This is a genomic window from Dysgonomonas sp. 520, assembly GCF_010501095.1.
Lineage (GTDB): Bacteria > Bacteroidota > Bacteroidia > Bacteroidales > Dysgonomonadaceae > QVMP01.
In genome coordinates, this window is sequence record NZ_QVMP01000003.1 from 30,162 (window position 1) to 45,962 (window position 15,801).

The 15,801-nt window shown below is 39.5% G+C and carries 9 protein-coding genes; all 9 read left to right on the forward strand.

Translation table 11 applies throughout. The features are described from left to right. Nucleotides 1–124: 124 nt before the first annotated feature. The 9 genes from D0T56_RS02660 (at nucleotide 125) to D0T56_RS02700 (ending at nucleotide 15,780) form a co-directional block, all read left to right on the forward strand. Entirely contained in the window at nucleotides 125–3,280 is a 3,156-nt protein-coding gene (locus D0T56_RS02660) for a TonB-dependent receptor (RefSeq protein WP_163318588.1), read from the forward strand. A gap of 42 nt (nucleotides 3,281–3,322) precedes the next feature. Continuing rightward, nucleotides 3,323–4,774, forward strand: a complete 1,452-nt coding sequence (locus D0T56_RS02665; RefSeq protein ID WP_163318589.1) for a RagB/SusD family nutrient uptake outer membrane protein — start codon at nucleotides 3,323–3,325, stop codon at nucleotides 4,772–4,774. A gap of 18 nt (nucleotides 4,775–4,792) precedes the next feature. Next, nucleotides 4,793–6,004 (forward strand): exo-alpha-sialidase, encoded by a 1,212-nt coding sequence (locus D0T56_RS02670; RefSeq protein WP_163318590.1) that lies wholly within the window; start codon nucleotides 4,793–4,795, stop codon nucleotides 6,002–6,004. 2 nt (nucleotides 6,005–6,006) lie between these two features. Beyond that, nucleotides 6,007–7,254 carry an MFS transporter gene (locus tag D0T56_RS02675; protein WP_163318670.1) on the forward strand — a complete coding sequence of 416 codons (1,248 nt, stop codon included), beginning with the start codon at nucleotides 6,007–6,009 and terminating at the stop codon, nucleotides 7,252–7,254. A 279-nt stretch (nucleotides 7,255–7,533) separates the two neighbouring features. Continuing rightward, nucleotides 7,534–8,517: a T9SS type A sorting domain-containing protein gene (locus D0T56_RS02680; RefSeq protein ID WP_163318591.1), complete on the forward strand. Its 984-nt coding sequence runs from the start codon at nucleotides 7,534–7,536 to the stop codon at nucleotides 8,515–8,517. A 6-nt stretch (nucleotides 8,518–8,523) separates the two neighbouring features. Further along, nucleotides 8,524–9,471: a T9SS type A sorting domain-containing protein gene (locus tag D0T56_RS02685; protein WP_163318592.1), complete on the forward strand. Its 948-nt coding sequence runs from the start codon at nucleotides 8,524–8,526 to the stop codon at nucleotides 9,469–9,471. 60 nt (nucleotides 9,472–9,531) lie between these two features. Next, nucleotides 9,532–11,667: a glycosyl hydrolase gene (locus D0T56_RS02690; RefSeq protein ID WP_163318593.1), complete on the forward strand. Its 2,136-nt coding sequence runs from the start codon at nucleotides 9,532–9,534 to the stop codon at nucleotides 11,665–11,667. Nucleotides 11,668–11,679: 12 nt separating this feature from the next. Further along, nucleotides 11,680–13,569, forward strand: a complete 1,890-nt coding sequence (locus D0T56_RS02695) for a cellulase family glycosylhydrolase (RefSeq protein WP_163318594.1) — start codon at nucleotides 11,680–11,682, stop codon at nucleotides 13,567–13,569. A 3-nt stretch (nucleotides 13,570–13,572) separates the two neighbouring features. After that, complete coding sequence (locus tag D0T56_RS02700) at nucleotides 13,573–15,780, forward strand: GH92 family glycosyl hydrolase (RefSeq protein WP_163318595.1); 2,208 nt, start codon at nucleotides 13,573–13,575, stop codon at nucleotides 15,778–15,780. The last annotated feature ends 21 nt before the right edge of the window (nucleotides 15,781–15,801 follow it).

Consider the following 15,801-nt stretch of genomic DNA (forward strand, 5'->3'; position numbering starts at 1 on the left):
TCTGTACTTTATGAATGTGAAAAAATAGCCTTGTTTTAACAAAAAAGAGAAGGAGAGACTTCCACTCTCTCCCTCTTCTTGAAAAGAAATCGTTTAGTTACAAATTTCCAAACAATCTACAAATATGCATAAAAAATTTCATTTAATCATTCTGTTAATAGTATTTTGTGCTACTAATACATTGTATTCGCAAGATGGAAAAATCTCGGTTAGTGGCAACATTATGGAAGATCCCGATATGCCATTGCCGGGTGTAAGTGTCATCGTAAAAGGTACATCAACAGGTACTGTGTCCGGACTGGATGGCGAATTTAAACTCGATGTATCTCCCGGTGCAACAATCATTTTCTCTTTTCTCGGATACGAAACTCAGGAAATAAAAGTAAGCAATAGCCGGACAAATCTTAATATCATTTTAAAATCCTCATCAAAGATTCTTGACGAAACCGTTATCGTAGGGTATGGTACACAATCAAGAAGAACTCTGACTTCATCCGTAACTAAAGTGGGTGGCGAGGCCATCGAAAACATACCCATCACAGCCGTTGGCGATGGGTTGAAAGGTAAAATGGCCGGAGTGCGAGTACATTCAAACAACAACACACCGGGTGCAGACCCATCTTTCACCATCCGTGGAGGGTCTTCTATCAATAAAACAAATGCCCCATTAGTTTTGATTGACGGAGTTGAAAGGGAATTGTCAGGAGTTAACCCAAACGACGTTGAATCTATCGAAGTGTTGAAAGATGCAGCATCCACAGCTATCTATGGAGCACGAGCGTCGAACGGGGTTGTTCTTATTACTACAAAAAAAGGAACCCGCAATAGTGCACCTCGCATTACGTTCGATTTAAATTTTGCCCTTCAACAGGCTGAAAGTAAAATAGACCTGATGAATGCCAGAGACTACATCAACACCGTGCGCCCGGCAGTAGCTGTAAGTCCCTATCCTAAAAGGAACGATATTTCCGGCTTTTCGGCAAGTTCGGGAAATGATGCAAATTCACTCTATTCAACACGTTACCTGAATGACGGAGAAACTATTCCTGCGGGATATCAGTCGATGGTTGATCCTCTCGACCCAACCAAGACCCTTATCTTTCAGGATAATAATATGCAGGATTTGTTATATCGGACAACTACCTGGCAAAATTATTACGTAGGCATTGACGGAGGAACCGAATCGATGCGTTATTCTGCAAGTATTGGTTACCTTGACGATGATGGTATTGCACGCGGAACAGGATATACCCGAATGAGTGCGAAAGCTAATACCGACATACAGATTAGCAGAAAGTTAAGCGCAACTATGGGGTTTGTTTATTCAAGAACAACATCTAATCAGTTTTCCAGCCAGATGAATGAAATATCAAGGGCGTTGGCAAACCCATCTACTCAGAAACTATACTACGAAGATGGAACACCAACACCCGGATACAATGCCGCTTCTCCAAATCCGTTATGGACTGAACACATGAAACAAAGAGATGACCAACGGAATATTGTATCTCTCTTCGGAGAAATAAATTATTTCATTCTCGAAAATCTTAAAGCCAATGTTCAAGCATCATATTATAACAATACATACGATTACGATGCTTTCGAAAAGGCTAATGAATTTAACGGACTTCGTCCCGTAACCTCACGATTTCAGAAAAGAGAAAGAACCAAAATTGATGGATATCTGACTTACAATAAAACGTTGTTCAATAGACACAATTTGTCTGCCATGGCAGGTTTTTCTTATCAGAAGCAAGACTATAAAGAATTCAGTGCATCTGCCGATGGTGGTAGTTCTGACAAAATCCCTACATTAAGTGCTTCTCCCAACAAAAAAAGTGCAGACAGTAAATATGACGAGATTGCCCTTGCAGGAGCCTTTGGGCGTTTGACTTACGATTTTGATAAGAAATATCTGTTCTCAGCCACTTTCCGTCAGGATGGTTCATCACTTTTTGCCAAAGGTCACCGATGGGGATTTTTCCCCGGAGCATCGGTAGGATGGATAATGAGCGAAGAGACATTCATGAAGAATATTCCGGTTATCAATTTTCTTAAATGGCGTGTCAGTTACGGACAAACAGGTAATAACAATATAGGAATGTATGATGCCTTAGGAAGTTATGCAGCAACATCCCAATATAACGGGGCCTCAGGTATCACCCCATCCAAAATGCCTAATAACGATCTCAAGTGGGAAACAACAACACAATTGGATGCGGGATTCGATATCAGCCTGTTAAGAAACAGAATATCTCTAAGAGTAGATTACTTCAACAAAATAACGGATGACCTTCTATTTACCAAAAAACTTCCTAATACCGCGGGTTTTGGTTCTGTTGAAATGAACTTAGGAAAAGTAAGATTCCGAGGATTTGACATAGAGCTGGTTACCAGAAATATTGATACGAAAGACTTCACATGGGAATCGAAAATAAATTGGAGCTATGTTAAAAACAAGGTGTTGAGGATGCCTGATAACGGAAACGACAGGAACCGTGAAGATGGAATCAGACTAGATGACGGCACTATGTTTGGCGGAAGAGCCGAAGGAGAATCTTTATATGGATATTATGGCTACAAAGTAGAAAAAATACTTCAAAATGATGAAGAAGCTGCAAATGCAAGATATGACGAACAAGCCAATGGATGGAGTATTACAGACAATAAACGGGAGAAAGGTCGTAAATCTCCGGGCGATTATGAATGGGTTGACAGAGACGGAGATGGTAAAATTACAGCCAAAGATGTTTTCAAATTAGGTGTAACGGTGCCACACACAACCGGAGGATTAAATAACTCCTTCAGATATAAAGATTTTTCTCTTAATATATTCTTGGATTGGGCTATCGGGCACTCAATAAATGACAACAGCTATATGCGTTATTTTATGAATACATTCTCATACAACTATGCTTTGGCTGAAGATGTGAAAAAATGTTGGAAACAAGAGGGCGATAATACTAAATATGCCCGTTTCACACCGGACGACCCTAACGATGGAAACCGCAACTTCACGCGAACATCTAATGTCTTTAATTATAAAGGAGATTATTTGTGTATCAGGGACATAAGCCTACAGTATCATGTGCCGGCTAAGGCAATAAGTAAACTGGGAATGCATGCGCTAACGATAACTTTGTCGGGAAGCAATCTACACTATTTCACGGCCGTGAAAGGCATCAGTCCCGAAGTAGGAACATCCTCAACATATTCCGATTCATATAATAATTATCCTGCAACAAGGAGATATGCTTTAGGAATAAAAGCCACATTCTAATCTGTTCTATGGTTAAATTTTAATCGTTAAAAAAGAAGAAATATGAAAATAAAATTAATTATATCGATTTTGGCATTGGCTACATTATTTACATCGTGCGACGATCTTCTTGATGTAGACTACAAGAGTGGAATCACATCTGCTAATATGTGGGAAAACGAAGGAGATGCAATTGCTGCAGTAAACGGAACATATCGTCAATTCAGAGCAACTTTCGGATTTAACTTTGCATTTTGGGGCGAATATCGTTCCGGATTGTGGGGAGCAGGAAGCGACGGCTCGGAAGGCTATCGTGACGAAATCTATTTGAATAAAATCCCCGCAAGTAGCGGACAAGCTAACTGGGCAGGACTATATACTACAATAAACGATTGTAACTTGATATTGAAACATGCTCCGGGTATTAAATTCAGCAATGATAACAAAAAAGGTCAGGTATTGGCTAACGCTTACTACGTAAGGGCATTTTGTTATTATTGGATTGCACGGCTGTGGGGCGATGCTCCGCTATTGCTGCAAGGGTATGAATCTTCAAAACAAGATATGTATCCGTTTCGTGAACCTGTAGAAAATATATTCAAGCAGATAGATTTGGATATTGAAGCCGCGCTAGATATAATGCCTGCAAGCATTGTAGAGAGAAATAAAGCTTCACAAGTTGCCATAAATATGTTGAAAGCTGACTTTCATCTATGGATGGCAAAGGTAAGAGGAGGAGGACATGAGTCGTTATTGAAAGCTCAAACCGCAGTGAACGCCATAGCAGGAAATTCTGATTATGGTCTGGAAGATAACTTTGCTCTGGTTTTCAAGAATAAACTGAATAAAGAAATCATTTTTTCCTGGAGTTTTTTAAGAGATGAATATACGGGAGGTTATCCGGACGTATTTCTTGAAGCGCCACAAAACGTAACAGCCTCTTTACATGAAGCTCCGGTGAAGGTAGGTAGTGTGAGGCAGAGATGTTTCTATACAAAAGAATATATGGACTTTATGGCTTCCGACAGCAAGGATACCAGAACTGCTGTAAGTTACGAAACATATTATGATGAAGGTAAAAAACGCACGCAACAATGGATAAACAAATTTGCAGGAACCTGGGAGCAAAATACCCGTATTCTGGATTCTGATATCATTGTATACCGCTATGCTGATTTCCTATTATTCAGGGCAGAGATAGAAAATGCTCTTGACAATAAAGACCTTGCTGTTGACGAGCTGAACAAGATAGCGAAACGGGCATATAAAGTGGAAAATTATTATCCTAAGACATTGACAAAGGCTCAGGTAGATGAAAAGATTCTGGACGAAAGAATGAAGGAATTTGCTGCCGAGGGTAAATTGTGGTGGGACTTTATCCGTTTTGGTGTTGTCTTTCAGAAAGTGCCCAGCCTTGTTGGACGAGATAATGAGAAAAACGTTCTGCTTTGGCCGATTTCTAACGGATCTATAAATACAAATCCGAACATCACGCCTAACGAATTCGAATATTAACGTTAACCTGGATTATTGATGAAAAAGGCTCCTGTATTTTTTAAATATGTTGCTATATTATTCTGTATTTTCATCTTTCATGCATGTAAGGCATCTACAAGGCAATCAATAGTTCTTTTCAATATAGAAAGGGAGGTAACTTACCGGTCTGCAGACACATTGTTTCTGCAGGCTAGGTCTGCCTTCTTTCCCAAAAATGGAAAGACAGAATATATGATGACCATGTCTATTTATGGACATGGGACTCATGCCTATGGCGATATTTACGAAGCATATAGTAAAGATGGCAAGAAATGGTCTACGCCCGATGTTGTCGAAAACCTGAAACGGCATCTTACCTACGATAATTTGGTGCGGTCTTTTGGAGATGTGACTCCTGAGTGGCACGAAAAAACAAAGACGGTGCTTTGTACAGGAAAAACTTTTTTCGCATATCCACAGGATACTGCCGGAATTAAAGGAAACAGGCGTATGGATATAGAACATCTGCAAGAAGTGGCATATGCCGTTTTCGATCCGTCCGAAAACAGATGGTCCGGAATAAAATCTGTCGAGTTTCCCGATAAATTGGACAATGGCGACGATTTTTACTGTGTCAACGCAGGTTGTACCCAACGAACCGACCTCAAGAATGGGAATGTATTACTTCCTATCCGTTATCTGAAAGACCGGAATTATGTATCAACGGTTATACTTTGCTCTTACGATGGGCAGGAGATGAAATATCTGAAACATGGAACAACATTCACTGTTCCTCAACACAGGGGATTGTATGAGCCATCAATATGCAATTATAAAGGAGAGTACTTTCTCACTATGCGTGGCGATAACAGTGCCTATGTGGCTAAAAGTAAAGATGGACTTAGTTATGAACCTATGAAAGAATGGCAATTTAATGACGGCGAGTGGCTGGGCAGTTACAATACTCAGCAACACTGGGTCAGTAATTCGAAAGGACTATTCCTCATCTATACACGCAAAGGAGCCGATAACGATAATATCTTCCGTCATCGTGCGCCATTATTCATAGCACAGGTCGACCCTGCCAATCTCACTGTATTGAAGGAAACCGAACAGGTATTGATACCGATCCCCGAAAGTGAAGGTGATCTGGGAAATTTTGGGGTGATACACATAAACGATAATGAAACGTGGGTAACAGTATCCGTAACACCAAAAGATATCAGACAAACCGAGAATATTATAGCTAAAATAAAATGGGACAACTAAATATAACCAATAAAAAAATATATCCCTGGGTAGTTGTAGGGCTATTGTGGTTTGTCGCTTTGCTCAACTATATGGACAGGCAAATGCTTTCGACCATGCGCGAAGCGATGATGATAGACATACATGAACTGGAAGCGGCTGCAAATTTTGGTCGTCTGATGGCTATATTTCTGTGGATATACGGTTTGATGAGTCCTGTGGCGGGTATGATAGCCGACAAGCTGAATCGCAAGTGGTTGATAACAGGTAGCCTTTTTGTATGGTCGGCAGTCACATTCCTGATGAGTTATTGCACCAGTTTCGAACAATTATATGTTCTTCGGGCTATAATGGGCATAAGCGAGGCATTATACATTCCTGCCGGATTAGCCTTAATTGCAGATTTTCATGAAGGAAAAACCCGTTCACTTGCAGTTGGGATTCATATGACAGGTCTTTATGTCGGGCAGGCGCTAGGCGGCTTCGGAGCAACCATCGCAGGTGGATATTCGTGGCAATCAACTTTTCATTTTTTCGGATTGATCGGGATTATATATAGTCTCATATTGATAGCATTTCTGAGAGAGAAGAAAACTCACTCACTTGCCCCGATCCCGAATAATAAAAAAATAAAGGTTCCTGTATTTAAAGGGTTAATAGTATTATTGAGTAATATCTCCTTCTGGGTCATACTGTTATATTTTGCAACTCCTAGTCTGCCCGGATGGGCTACAAAAAACTGGTTACCAACACTTTTTGCAGGAAGCCTCGATATCCCGATGGAACAAGCCGGTCCATTATCTACAATAACTATTGCAGCAGCATCCTTCATAGGTGTCATTTTTGGTGGTATTTTATCTGACAGATGGGTTCAGCGCAATCTTCGAGGACGTGTATATACCGGAGCAATAGGTTTGGCATTAACTATTCCTGCTCTATTTCTTCTCGGATTTGGAGAAAATATTGTAAGTGTATTGGGCGGAGCAATTTTCTTTGGTGTTGGCTTTGGCATGTTCGATGCCAACAATATGCCCATACTTTGTCAGTTTGTACCTCCTCGCTACAGGGCAACAGGATATGGATTGATGAATATGACCGGAGTATTTGCAGGAGCGTTTATCACCAATATATTAGGAAAATCTACCGATGCGGGAAATCTGGGACGAGATTTTGCCATGCTGGCTGTTGGCGTTGCTGTGGCATTGGTACTCCAGTTGATATTCCTTCGTCCTAAAACAATTAATATGAATGATGATAATTTACAAACTTAAAAAGCCTTAAGCCTATGACAAAAAACTGACAATAAAAGAACCGGACGATACGGCCATATCATCCGGTAATAATCTTACAATTGAAACGCATGTCGAGCTTTTCATCATAAAATCGAATGTAAATATACTACTAATTCTTCGATTTGTAAATTGCTGAAAAGCAAAGATTCTCAACCTTATATGGTTTCTTCTTCATCCTTCTTTTGCAGAAGGACATAGGGTTTATTACCTATATCTGAAAAATATGAAGTGATTCAAAATATTAAAAAATTTACATTTATGAAAAGAATTAAATTTACATCTATTATAGCTTTATTTACTCTTTGTTTTCTAGGGTCTAACGCTTATGCCGAAAAGTTAGACAAACTAATTGTTGTTAATCTTGGCGCGTGGAACTACCAACAAGCCAACCCAAATTATGGTAACAATCAGTGCTTTTGGAATACGTTGACCAGCATAGGTTTAGGAGCCGAAACTTACGAAGCCACATACGAATCGCAAACCACATTGTTGGATATGGATCTGAAACCAACCTCCATCTCGCTTACGGTTTCATCATCTTTCGGAGGAATTGTTCAAAGCTCCAATGCAGAGACGGATGTTTTTACCAGCGGAAATTTCAGTTTTGATGAATTGCCCGGATTCGAATTTCATCGTGGGGTGCTCAATAATAGCTTTACAGGAGGTATGGACACATACGAAGAAGGAGAGCTACTTTTATCAGGTTTCGACCCCGATGATAAATGCAATATCTATATTTTTTGTCGTGGATCGAAAGGTTCGACCGACGGAAAGAATCGCGAGACTTTAGTTACAGCAACAGGAACAAACGTTGTTTCGGGAGCTCAGGATTCTTACAAGAACGTATCGAAACTTATATCTTTAAAAGATGTTCAGCCTACAGCAGAAGGAAAAATAGCTTTAAGAGTAAAAGGAGGCCCTAACAATGCAACACAGTATAAAGAGTTTTACATCAATTCTTTGTTTATAGAACCGGCCTCTACATCGGGTATTTCTTCCGCTCAGGAAGATGAAATATCTATCTATCCAAACCCTTTTGCCGAAACAATAACTATAGCAAATGTAGAAGATTTGAAAACGGTAAACATTTCCGATTTAAGCGGCAAGGTTGTGTTTTCAAAATCTTTCTCTTCTGATGCTGAATCTTGTATAAATCTTGGCTTTCTTAATTCCGGAATTTATTTTCTTCAATCTGTAGACATAAATGGAAGCGTACAAACTACGAAACTAATAAAGAAATAAAATATCATGAAAAAAATAAATATTATACTTGCAATTTTTGTTTTCGCACTTTCAACAGTGAGCGTTCAGGCTGAGAAGTTAGATAAAATGATTGTTCTGAATTTTGGAAATTGGAAATTTCAGGATCATTATACTTATCCTTATTGGAACTCGTTTTCCGGATTCACTTTAGGTTCTGCAACAGACAACAGTCCTATGTGGGATATAGATAAAACGGAAACAACCATTAGTGTAGCTATTACCGATGATTTTGGAGGACAAAGTGGAAATGGCCCCAGCACATTAATGACTTTCCCAAAATTCGAATTATCGAACGCTGTAGCCAGCAGCCTTTTTTTAGGTGTTGCCGGAGACCCTATGGGAGGAGCTAAAATTGAGAACCCAACAGCAGCAATAGAATTGTCCGGATTTGATGTTAACTATACATATAACATTTATGCGTTGTGCGCTTTAAAGAAAGGTGCGGGAGGCTCTGCCGATGGTAAAAACAGGGAAACCCAATTAATCGTAACAGGTGCAAGTGCGAAAACAGATGCTATCAATGCAACCGAGAATACAAGTCTTCTTGAATTTTTGGATATACAACCTACGGCGGAAGGTAAATTGGAAATTAAATTTGGTGCAGGACCTAATAATGAAAGTGCATATAAAGATTTTTATATCAATACATTAATTATAGAGACATCTAACACTGCGACAGGCATTGAGGAGGAAGTTTCATCCGGAATTTCCATATATCCGAATCCTTTTGCAGAATCTGTTACAATATCTAACACTGAGAATATACAGTCTTTCAGCATCTTCGATTTAGAAGGTAAAGTTGTATATATGCAAGCGCAAGATATTAAAAATCAGACAAATATAAATTTAGGTTTCTTGAATCCGGGACTATATTTCTTCCAAACTTTGGATGTGGATAATCAGACTCAGACCGTAAAGCTAATAAAGAAGTAAAATGAAAAGAACTGTTGCGAAGAAATATCCTTTGCAACAGTTTCCTTAAAAAATCAAGCCATGATACGTAAAATATTATTCTTATCATTATTTGTTTCGTTATTTTTCAATGGATACATATCAGCCGACGATAATGTTACAAATTCATCGCCGTGGGGAGTAGCAGCCCATCTGCGGCTTTCTCCGCACAAAGAAAGACGTACCGTTTTGTTGAACTATGCAAAAGATGCAGGGATAAAATGGATGCGCGACGATCTCCAGTTTGCCAATATATGTGCAGTTGCCGGCGAGTTCGATTTTGCGGCTTACGACTTACAATTTCAAGATTTTGACAAAGCCGGAGTGCAAATGATTGGCATACTTCAAGGGTTTGACAGTCAGGTTACTAAAAAACGTCCCGAATTGGTTCCTCTGCACAAACATCCCGAAGAGTGGCGCAAATTTGTGAAAGCAACAGTAGAACGATATCATGATCGGATAAAATATTGGGAAATATGGAATGAACAGGACGGCGGTTTTTGGGCATCGGGTCCAAATCGTGCAAAAGAATATGTATCGTTGCTAAAAATAGCATATACCGAGATAAAAGCTATTGACCCCGAAGCTACTGTAATAGTAGGAGGCTTGTGTGGATGGAACGGCGAATACCTGAAAGGTATGTATCTGGCCGGAGCTAAAGGCTATTTTGATGCCATTGCTGTACACCCTTATCATTATGGGGTGGATATGAATGCAAAGGTAATAAGGGAAAGGAATAACTTCTATGATGTGCTTACGGAGAATGATCAGCAAGATATTCCTATATGGATTACAGAATGTGGAGGCTCATCGTATTCTACCGAATTGACGGAAAAAACTCCCGATTTTATACTGAAATCCATACAGTATGCATTAACTAAAATAGGAAATACCGATAGCGAAAATCTGAAAATAGGCGTTGCCGTATCGCCAAGAATCAATCCTGAAGAAGTTGAAACAATGCGCGAATGGCTGCCCGGCATAGAATTGCAAATAGTGACCTACGAAGAATTGCTGAAACTCGACCCGAAGGATTGCCCCGTTCTTATTGGCGCTGAAGGAAGTGGTATTGACCAACTCATGCTTGAACCTTTGCGTAACTATGTTATGCGCGGAGGTCTTATGTTAGCGATGAATCTGGGAGGAAGTAGTATTCCGCTTTATACAACACATTATGAGGATGCAAACGGAGAATGGAAAACAAAAGTGGCTTTGGCTCAGAATATGGAATATTTCAGGATGAAATACGAAGCTTCTTGGACTATTCCCGGAGGCGTTATTCCCGAAAGCACCACCACCGTGAAAACGAGTGACGATGCTTTGGCAGGTGGTGTTCCGTCCGTAACAAGTGTGTATGTTAATCGGTTTGTGAATGCAGGAAATATGAAAGAAGGCGATACATATTATCCTATTGTTGAGGCATACAAAAACAACCAGAGATTGCCTGCCGATGGAATCGGGCTATATACTTACGGCGATTGGAAAGGTGGTATTATATACAGTGCAATAAAGGTGCAAACGGGATATTCTGCCGAGCGACAAGGAAACCTTCTGCAACGTGTCTATTTATCCTATTTATCGTTAGGAGTGAAAAAAATATTCTGGTACGATCTTCATAACGACGGCGGACTTAAAGGTGAAACCGAACATAACTTCGGATTGATAGATTGGAATGGCAACCCGAAACAATCCTTTTTCGCTTATAGGAGAATGACCATAGCATTGGGTGAAAACCCTGTATTTGAGCAGCGTCTCGACTTTGGTGATCCGAACGTATGGGGATTGGTATTCCGCAAGTCTGAAACTAAAGAAAGAATATTGGCAATATGGTCGACAGATGCGTTGTCAAACGTAAAAATAAATATATCAGATGCTGAAACACAAAGCGTTGACTTAATTGATAACGTTGTACAATTTATAACTTTATCCGAAACAGGTGGTGTTGCCGGAATTGACAATTCAGATAACAGCATAGCCTCAATATATAACAGTGGCAATGCGATTCGTATCAAATCGGACGAAAGAATTACTGCAACACTGTATACGCTTACAGGCATTTTAAAGGAAACAAAAGATATTGAAGGAGAAGGCTGTTTTAATAACCTTGCTTCGGGAATCTATATTCTAAGGCTGGAGGGGCAGTTACAGAACTCAGCTCAAAAAATAATAATAAAATAACGTTTTATTGAAATGAAAAAGTACTTGTTCCTTATTATTATCTCGTTGTTTTACTCTCACTCTGTTTCTTCCCAGATACAAGAGATAATAAATTCACCTTGGGGAGTTTCGGCTCATCCTACAACCGATCGTGAATGGCAAAATATTGATACTTTGATTGCAAAGGTAAGGGATGCGGGTATAAACTGGATTCGTGAAGATTATAAATTCGGATATATCTGTAAAGATAAATCCGAATTTACATTCTCTCGTTACGATAGTTTGTTGTCGATTGCCGAAAGAAACAATATCCAAATATTGCCTATTCTGGAAGCATATGACAATGAGTTGAAGAGTAGTGGACGAACGGATGTGATTCCTATATACGAACATCCCGAAGAGTGGCGTCGTTTTGTACGGGAAACTGTAAAAAGATATCATCACAAACTCAAATACTGGGAAATATGGAATGAGCAGGATGGTGGATTCTGGAAGCCTTCGCCCGATGCCAAGCAGTATGTTTCTCTACTAAAAATAGCATACGAAGAAATAAAGAATATAGATACTGATTGCAAAGTCGTAGTTGGAGGCATGTGCTCGTGGAACGCCGATTATCTGGAAGCCATGTACAAGAATGGAGCAAAAGGATATTTCGATATAATTGCCGTTCATCCATACAACCATGCTCCTGACGTAAACTTGAAGACTAAACGGATGAGGGAGGAAATGCTGGCTGTGATAAAAAAATATGACAGTAAACGAATTCCCATATGGATAACCGAGTTTGGAGGGACTAGCTTTACAGGACAATTGGCAGAGCAACAGCCCAATTTTGTGTTAGACGCAATACACTACTCATTAAATAAATTAAATATAAAGAATACCGATAAACTAAAAATTGGTCTTGCGGTTTCTCCCCGTACTAAGAATCTGGATGAAGTGGAGCGTACCCGTACATGGCTACCCGGTATAGAAATAGAGCCTATAACATTGGATAAATTGGCAACACTGAATGTTAAAGAATATCCGGTACTGATAGGATCGGAAGGAGTAAATATCGATGAACCCATGCTAGCTCCTATGCTCGAATATATCAAAAGGGGAGGACTTTTGGTAACAGCTAACCAAATACCGTTTTATACTGTTCATTCGCAGGATAAGGATGGTATATGGCAATTGGCCGACCGTGTTGATATAACTCATCCTTTTTTTCGGATGGCATTTGATGCTTGGTGGTTAAAAGAAGGATTGCCACAGGGTACAAATGAAGTCAAGTTAAGTGATGATGCCTTAAAAAACGGGTTGTTTCCAGTTAGTGATATTTATGTAGATCGTTATTTGACAGACAGAAACATGAAAGATGGCGATAAATATTATCCGATCATAAAAGCATATCATAACGATGAATATATAGGTGACGGTATGGCTCTATATACCTATAACGACTGGAAAGGGGGATTGTTGGTGAGTACAGTTTCACTGACAACAGGTTATACGGAAAAAGAGCAAGCTAATTTGCTACAACGGATATATCTTACATACTTGTCGTTAGGTGTTGAAAAAATGTTCTGGTACGATCTTCATTCCGACGGAATGATGAAAGGAGAAAAAGAACATAATTTTGGATTACTCAACTATGATTGGTCACCTAAAAAAGCATATAAGGCATATTCTGAAATGACATCTATTTTGGGAAAAAATCCCGTATTTGAAGAAAAAATAAGAGGGAAGAATAGTTCTGTTTGGGCCTTAATATTCAGGAATAATCAGACGAATGACAAAATACTTGCAATTTGGAGCACTGATAAGAATGAAGCCAGTGTCGAAATTGTTTTCGAAAAAGACAAGAAAGAGCAAATAACATTGAATAATTCTGAGGTTAAGTTTATTACAGTGAATGATTATAAAAAAATAATATTCTAAAATATGAAAAAAGTATTTCTTCTGATATTCCTTTCCGGATTATTATATGCTTGTAATAACGCTGAAAAAGCAGCTTCTCCAGACTATACACAGTACGTAAATCCTTTTATCGGAACGGCTGATAACGGGCACACCTTTCCCGGAGCCTGTGCTCCATTTGGGATGATACAAGCCAGTCCTCAATCGGACAATGGTACATGGAAATATTGTTCCGGATATAATTATGCGGATACTACCTTGCAAGGCTTTGTCCAGACTTGTCTGAACGGAACAGGAGTACCCGATCTGGGAGATATTCTGATTCTTCCATTCACGGGAGATCAACAAAATAAACCCGACGAAGTCCGTTTCGATAAAATAAATGAGAAAGCATCACCGGGATATTATGGCGTAACACTCTCCGACTTTAATATTGATGTAGAACTAACCGCTACTGAGCATACTGCTTTTCACAAGTACACTTTCAAAGGTGATGATCAAAACTATATCTATATTGATTTGCTCAGCGGGTTGTGGGATAAACCTGAGAGCGCATCAGAACCACGCATCATCAAAAAAGGAGAAGTGAATATGCCCGACGATAAAACAATAACAGGGCATAATATTGTGAAAGCGTGGGTAGAACGTCAGGTGTTTTATGCAATACGGTTCGACAGGCCCTATCGTGTGATTGATGAATTGCCGCAGGAAAAGGATAAAATAACAAGAAAATATATTTTAGGTTTTGACATAAAAGAAGGGGAGTCTGTTCAAGTAAAAATAGCACTGTCAACAGTGAGTATAGACGGAGCTTTGGCATCTATGGAAAAAGAAAATCCGGCATGGGATTTCGAGGCTGTGAAAGAATCTACACGCAGTAAGTGGAACGAATTACTGTCACGAGTGGAGATAACCGGAACAGACGATCAAAAAACGAGTTTCTATACATCACTTTATCACTTATTCATTCAGCCGAACAATATTGCCGACGCTGATGGTAAATACAGAGGTGTAAACGACAGCATATCTACATCGCCGTCCGGTGCATATTATTCCACTTTTTCATTGTGGGACACTTATCGTGCGGCTCATCCGCTCTATACCATCATAGCTCCGGAGAGAGTGGATGGAATGGTTCAGTCTATGCTTGCCCACCATAAAATACAAGGATTCTTACCCATCTGGACGCTTTGGGGAAAAGAAAATTATTGCATGATCGGTAATCATTCCATACCTGTTATTGTGGATGCCTACCTGAAAGGTTTTAAAGGTTTTGATGCAGAAGAAGCATATCAGGCAATCAAAGAATCGTCTATGAGAAGTCATTTCAATTCCGATTGGGAAACTTATGATAAATACGGGTATTACCCTTTCGATATAATAAAAGCCGAGTCGGTTTCCCGTACATTAGAATCTGCGTATGACGACTATTGTGTGGCTCAAATGGCTAAGGCATTGGCGAAAACGGAAGATTATGAATACTTTACAAAACGTGCAGGTTTCTATAAAAATCTGTTCGATACCGAAACCAATATGATGCGGGCAAAGGACTCGCAAGGAAAGTGGCGTACACCGTTTAATTCGTTCCTGTTATCACATGCCTATACTTCGGGAGGAGATTATACAGAGGGAAACGCATGGCAATATACCTGGCACGTACAGCATGATGTTGAGGGTTTGATAAGCTTGATGGGAGGAAAAACAACTTTTGAAACGAAATTGGATTCATTATTTTTCCTGAGCACAACTACTGATAATACAGGCTTTGTTTTGGATGTCACCGGATTGATAGGGCAGTATGCACATGGTAATGAGCCCAGTCATCATGTAGCTTATCTTTACAACTATGTGGACAGGAAAGACAAAACACAACAGTTGATCCGTGAGATATTCGATCGTTTCTATCTGGCTAAACCTGATGGATTGTGTGGTAATGACGATTGCGGACAGATGTCAGCCTGGTATATATTTTCTGCAATGGGATTTTATCCGGTTAATCCTTCAGGAGGTGAGTACATCTTGGGCGCACCTCAAATTGAAAAAGTAAGTCTTGCGTTGCCTGATAATAAAATATTTACAATGGAGGCTAAAGACTTATCGAAAGAGAATAAATATGTAAAATCGGTAGAACTGAATGGCGTGCCTGTAAAGGGTTTATCTATCCATCATAAAGATATCATGAATGGTGGAAATCTCGTTTTCACAATGACGGATAAGCCAATCGAAAAGTAGTTTCTATAATCTAAACACTAT

Coding starts and splice junctions, on each gene's coding strand:
- D0T56_RS02660 (WP_163318588.1), top strand. CDS start 125: ATGCATAAAAAATTTCATTTAATCATTCTGTTAATAGTATTTTGTGCT.
- D0T56_RS02700 (WP_163318595.1), top strand. CDS start 13,573: ATGAAAAAAGTATTTCTTCTGATATTCCTTTCCGGATTATTATATGCT.
- D0T56_RS02680 (WP_163318591.1), top strand. CDS start 7,534: ATGAAAAGAATTAAATTTACATCTATTATAGCTTTATTTACTCTTTGT.
- D0T56_RS02695 (WP_163318594.1), top strand. CDS start 11,680: ATGAAAAAGTACTTGTTCCTTATTATTATCTCGTTGTTTTACTCTCAC.
- D0T56_RS02665 (WP_163318589.1), top strand. CDS start 3,323: ATGAAAATAAAATTAATTATATCGATTTTGGCATTGGCTACATTATTT.
- D0T56_RS02690 (WP_163318593.1), top strand. CDS start 9,532: ATGATACGTAAAATATTATTCTTATCATTATTTGTTTCGTTATTTTTC.
- D0T56_RS02685 (WP_163318592.1), top strand. CDS start 8,524: ATGAAAAAAATAAATATTATACTTGCAATTTTTGTTTTCGCACTTTCA.
- D0T56_RS02670 (WP_163318590.1), top strand. CDS start 4,793: ATGAAAAAGGCTCCTGTATTTTTTAAATATGTTGCTATATTATTCTGT.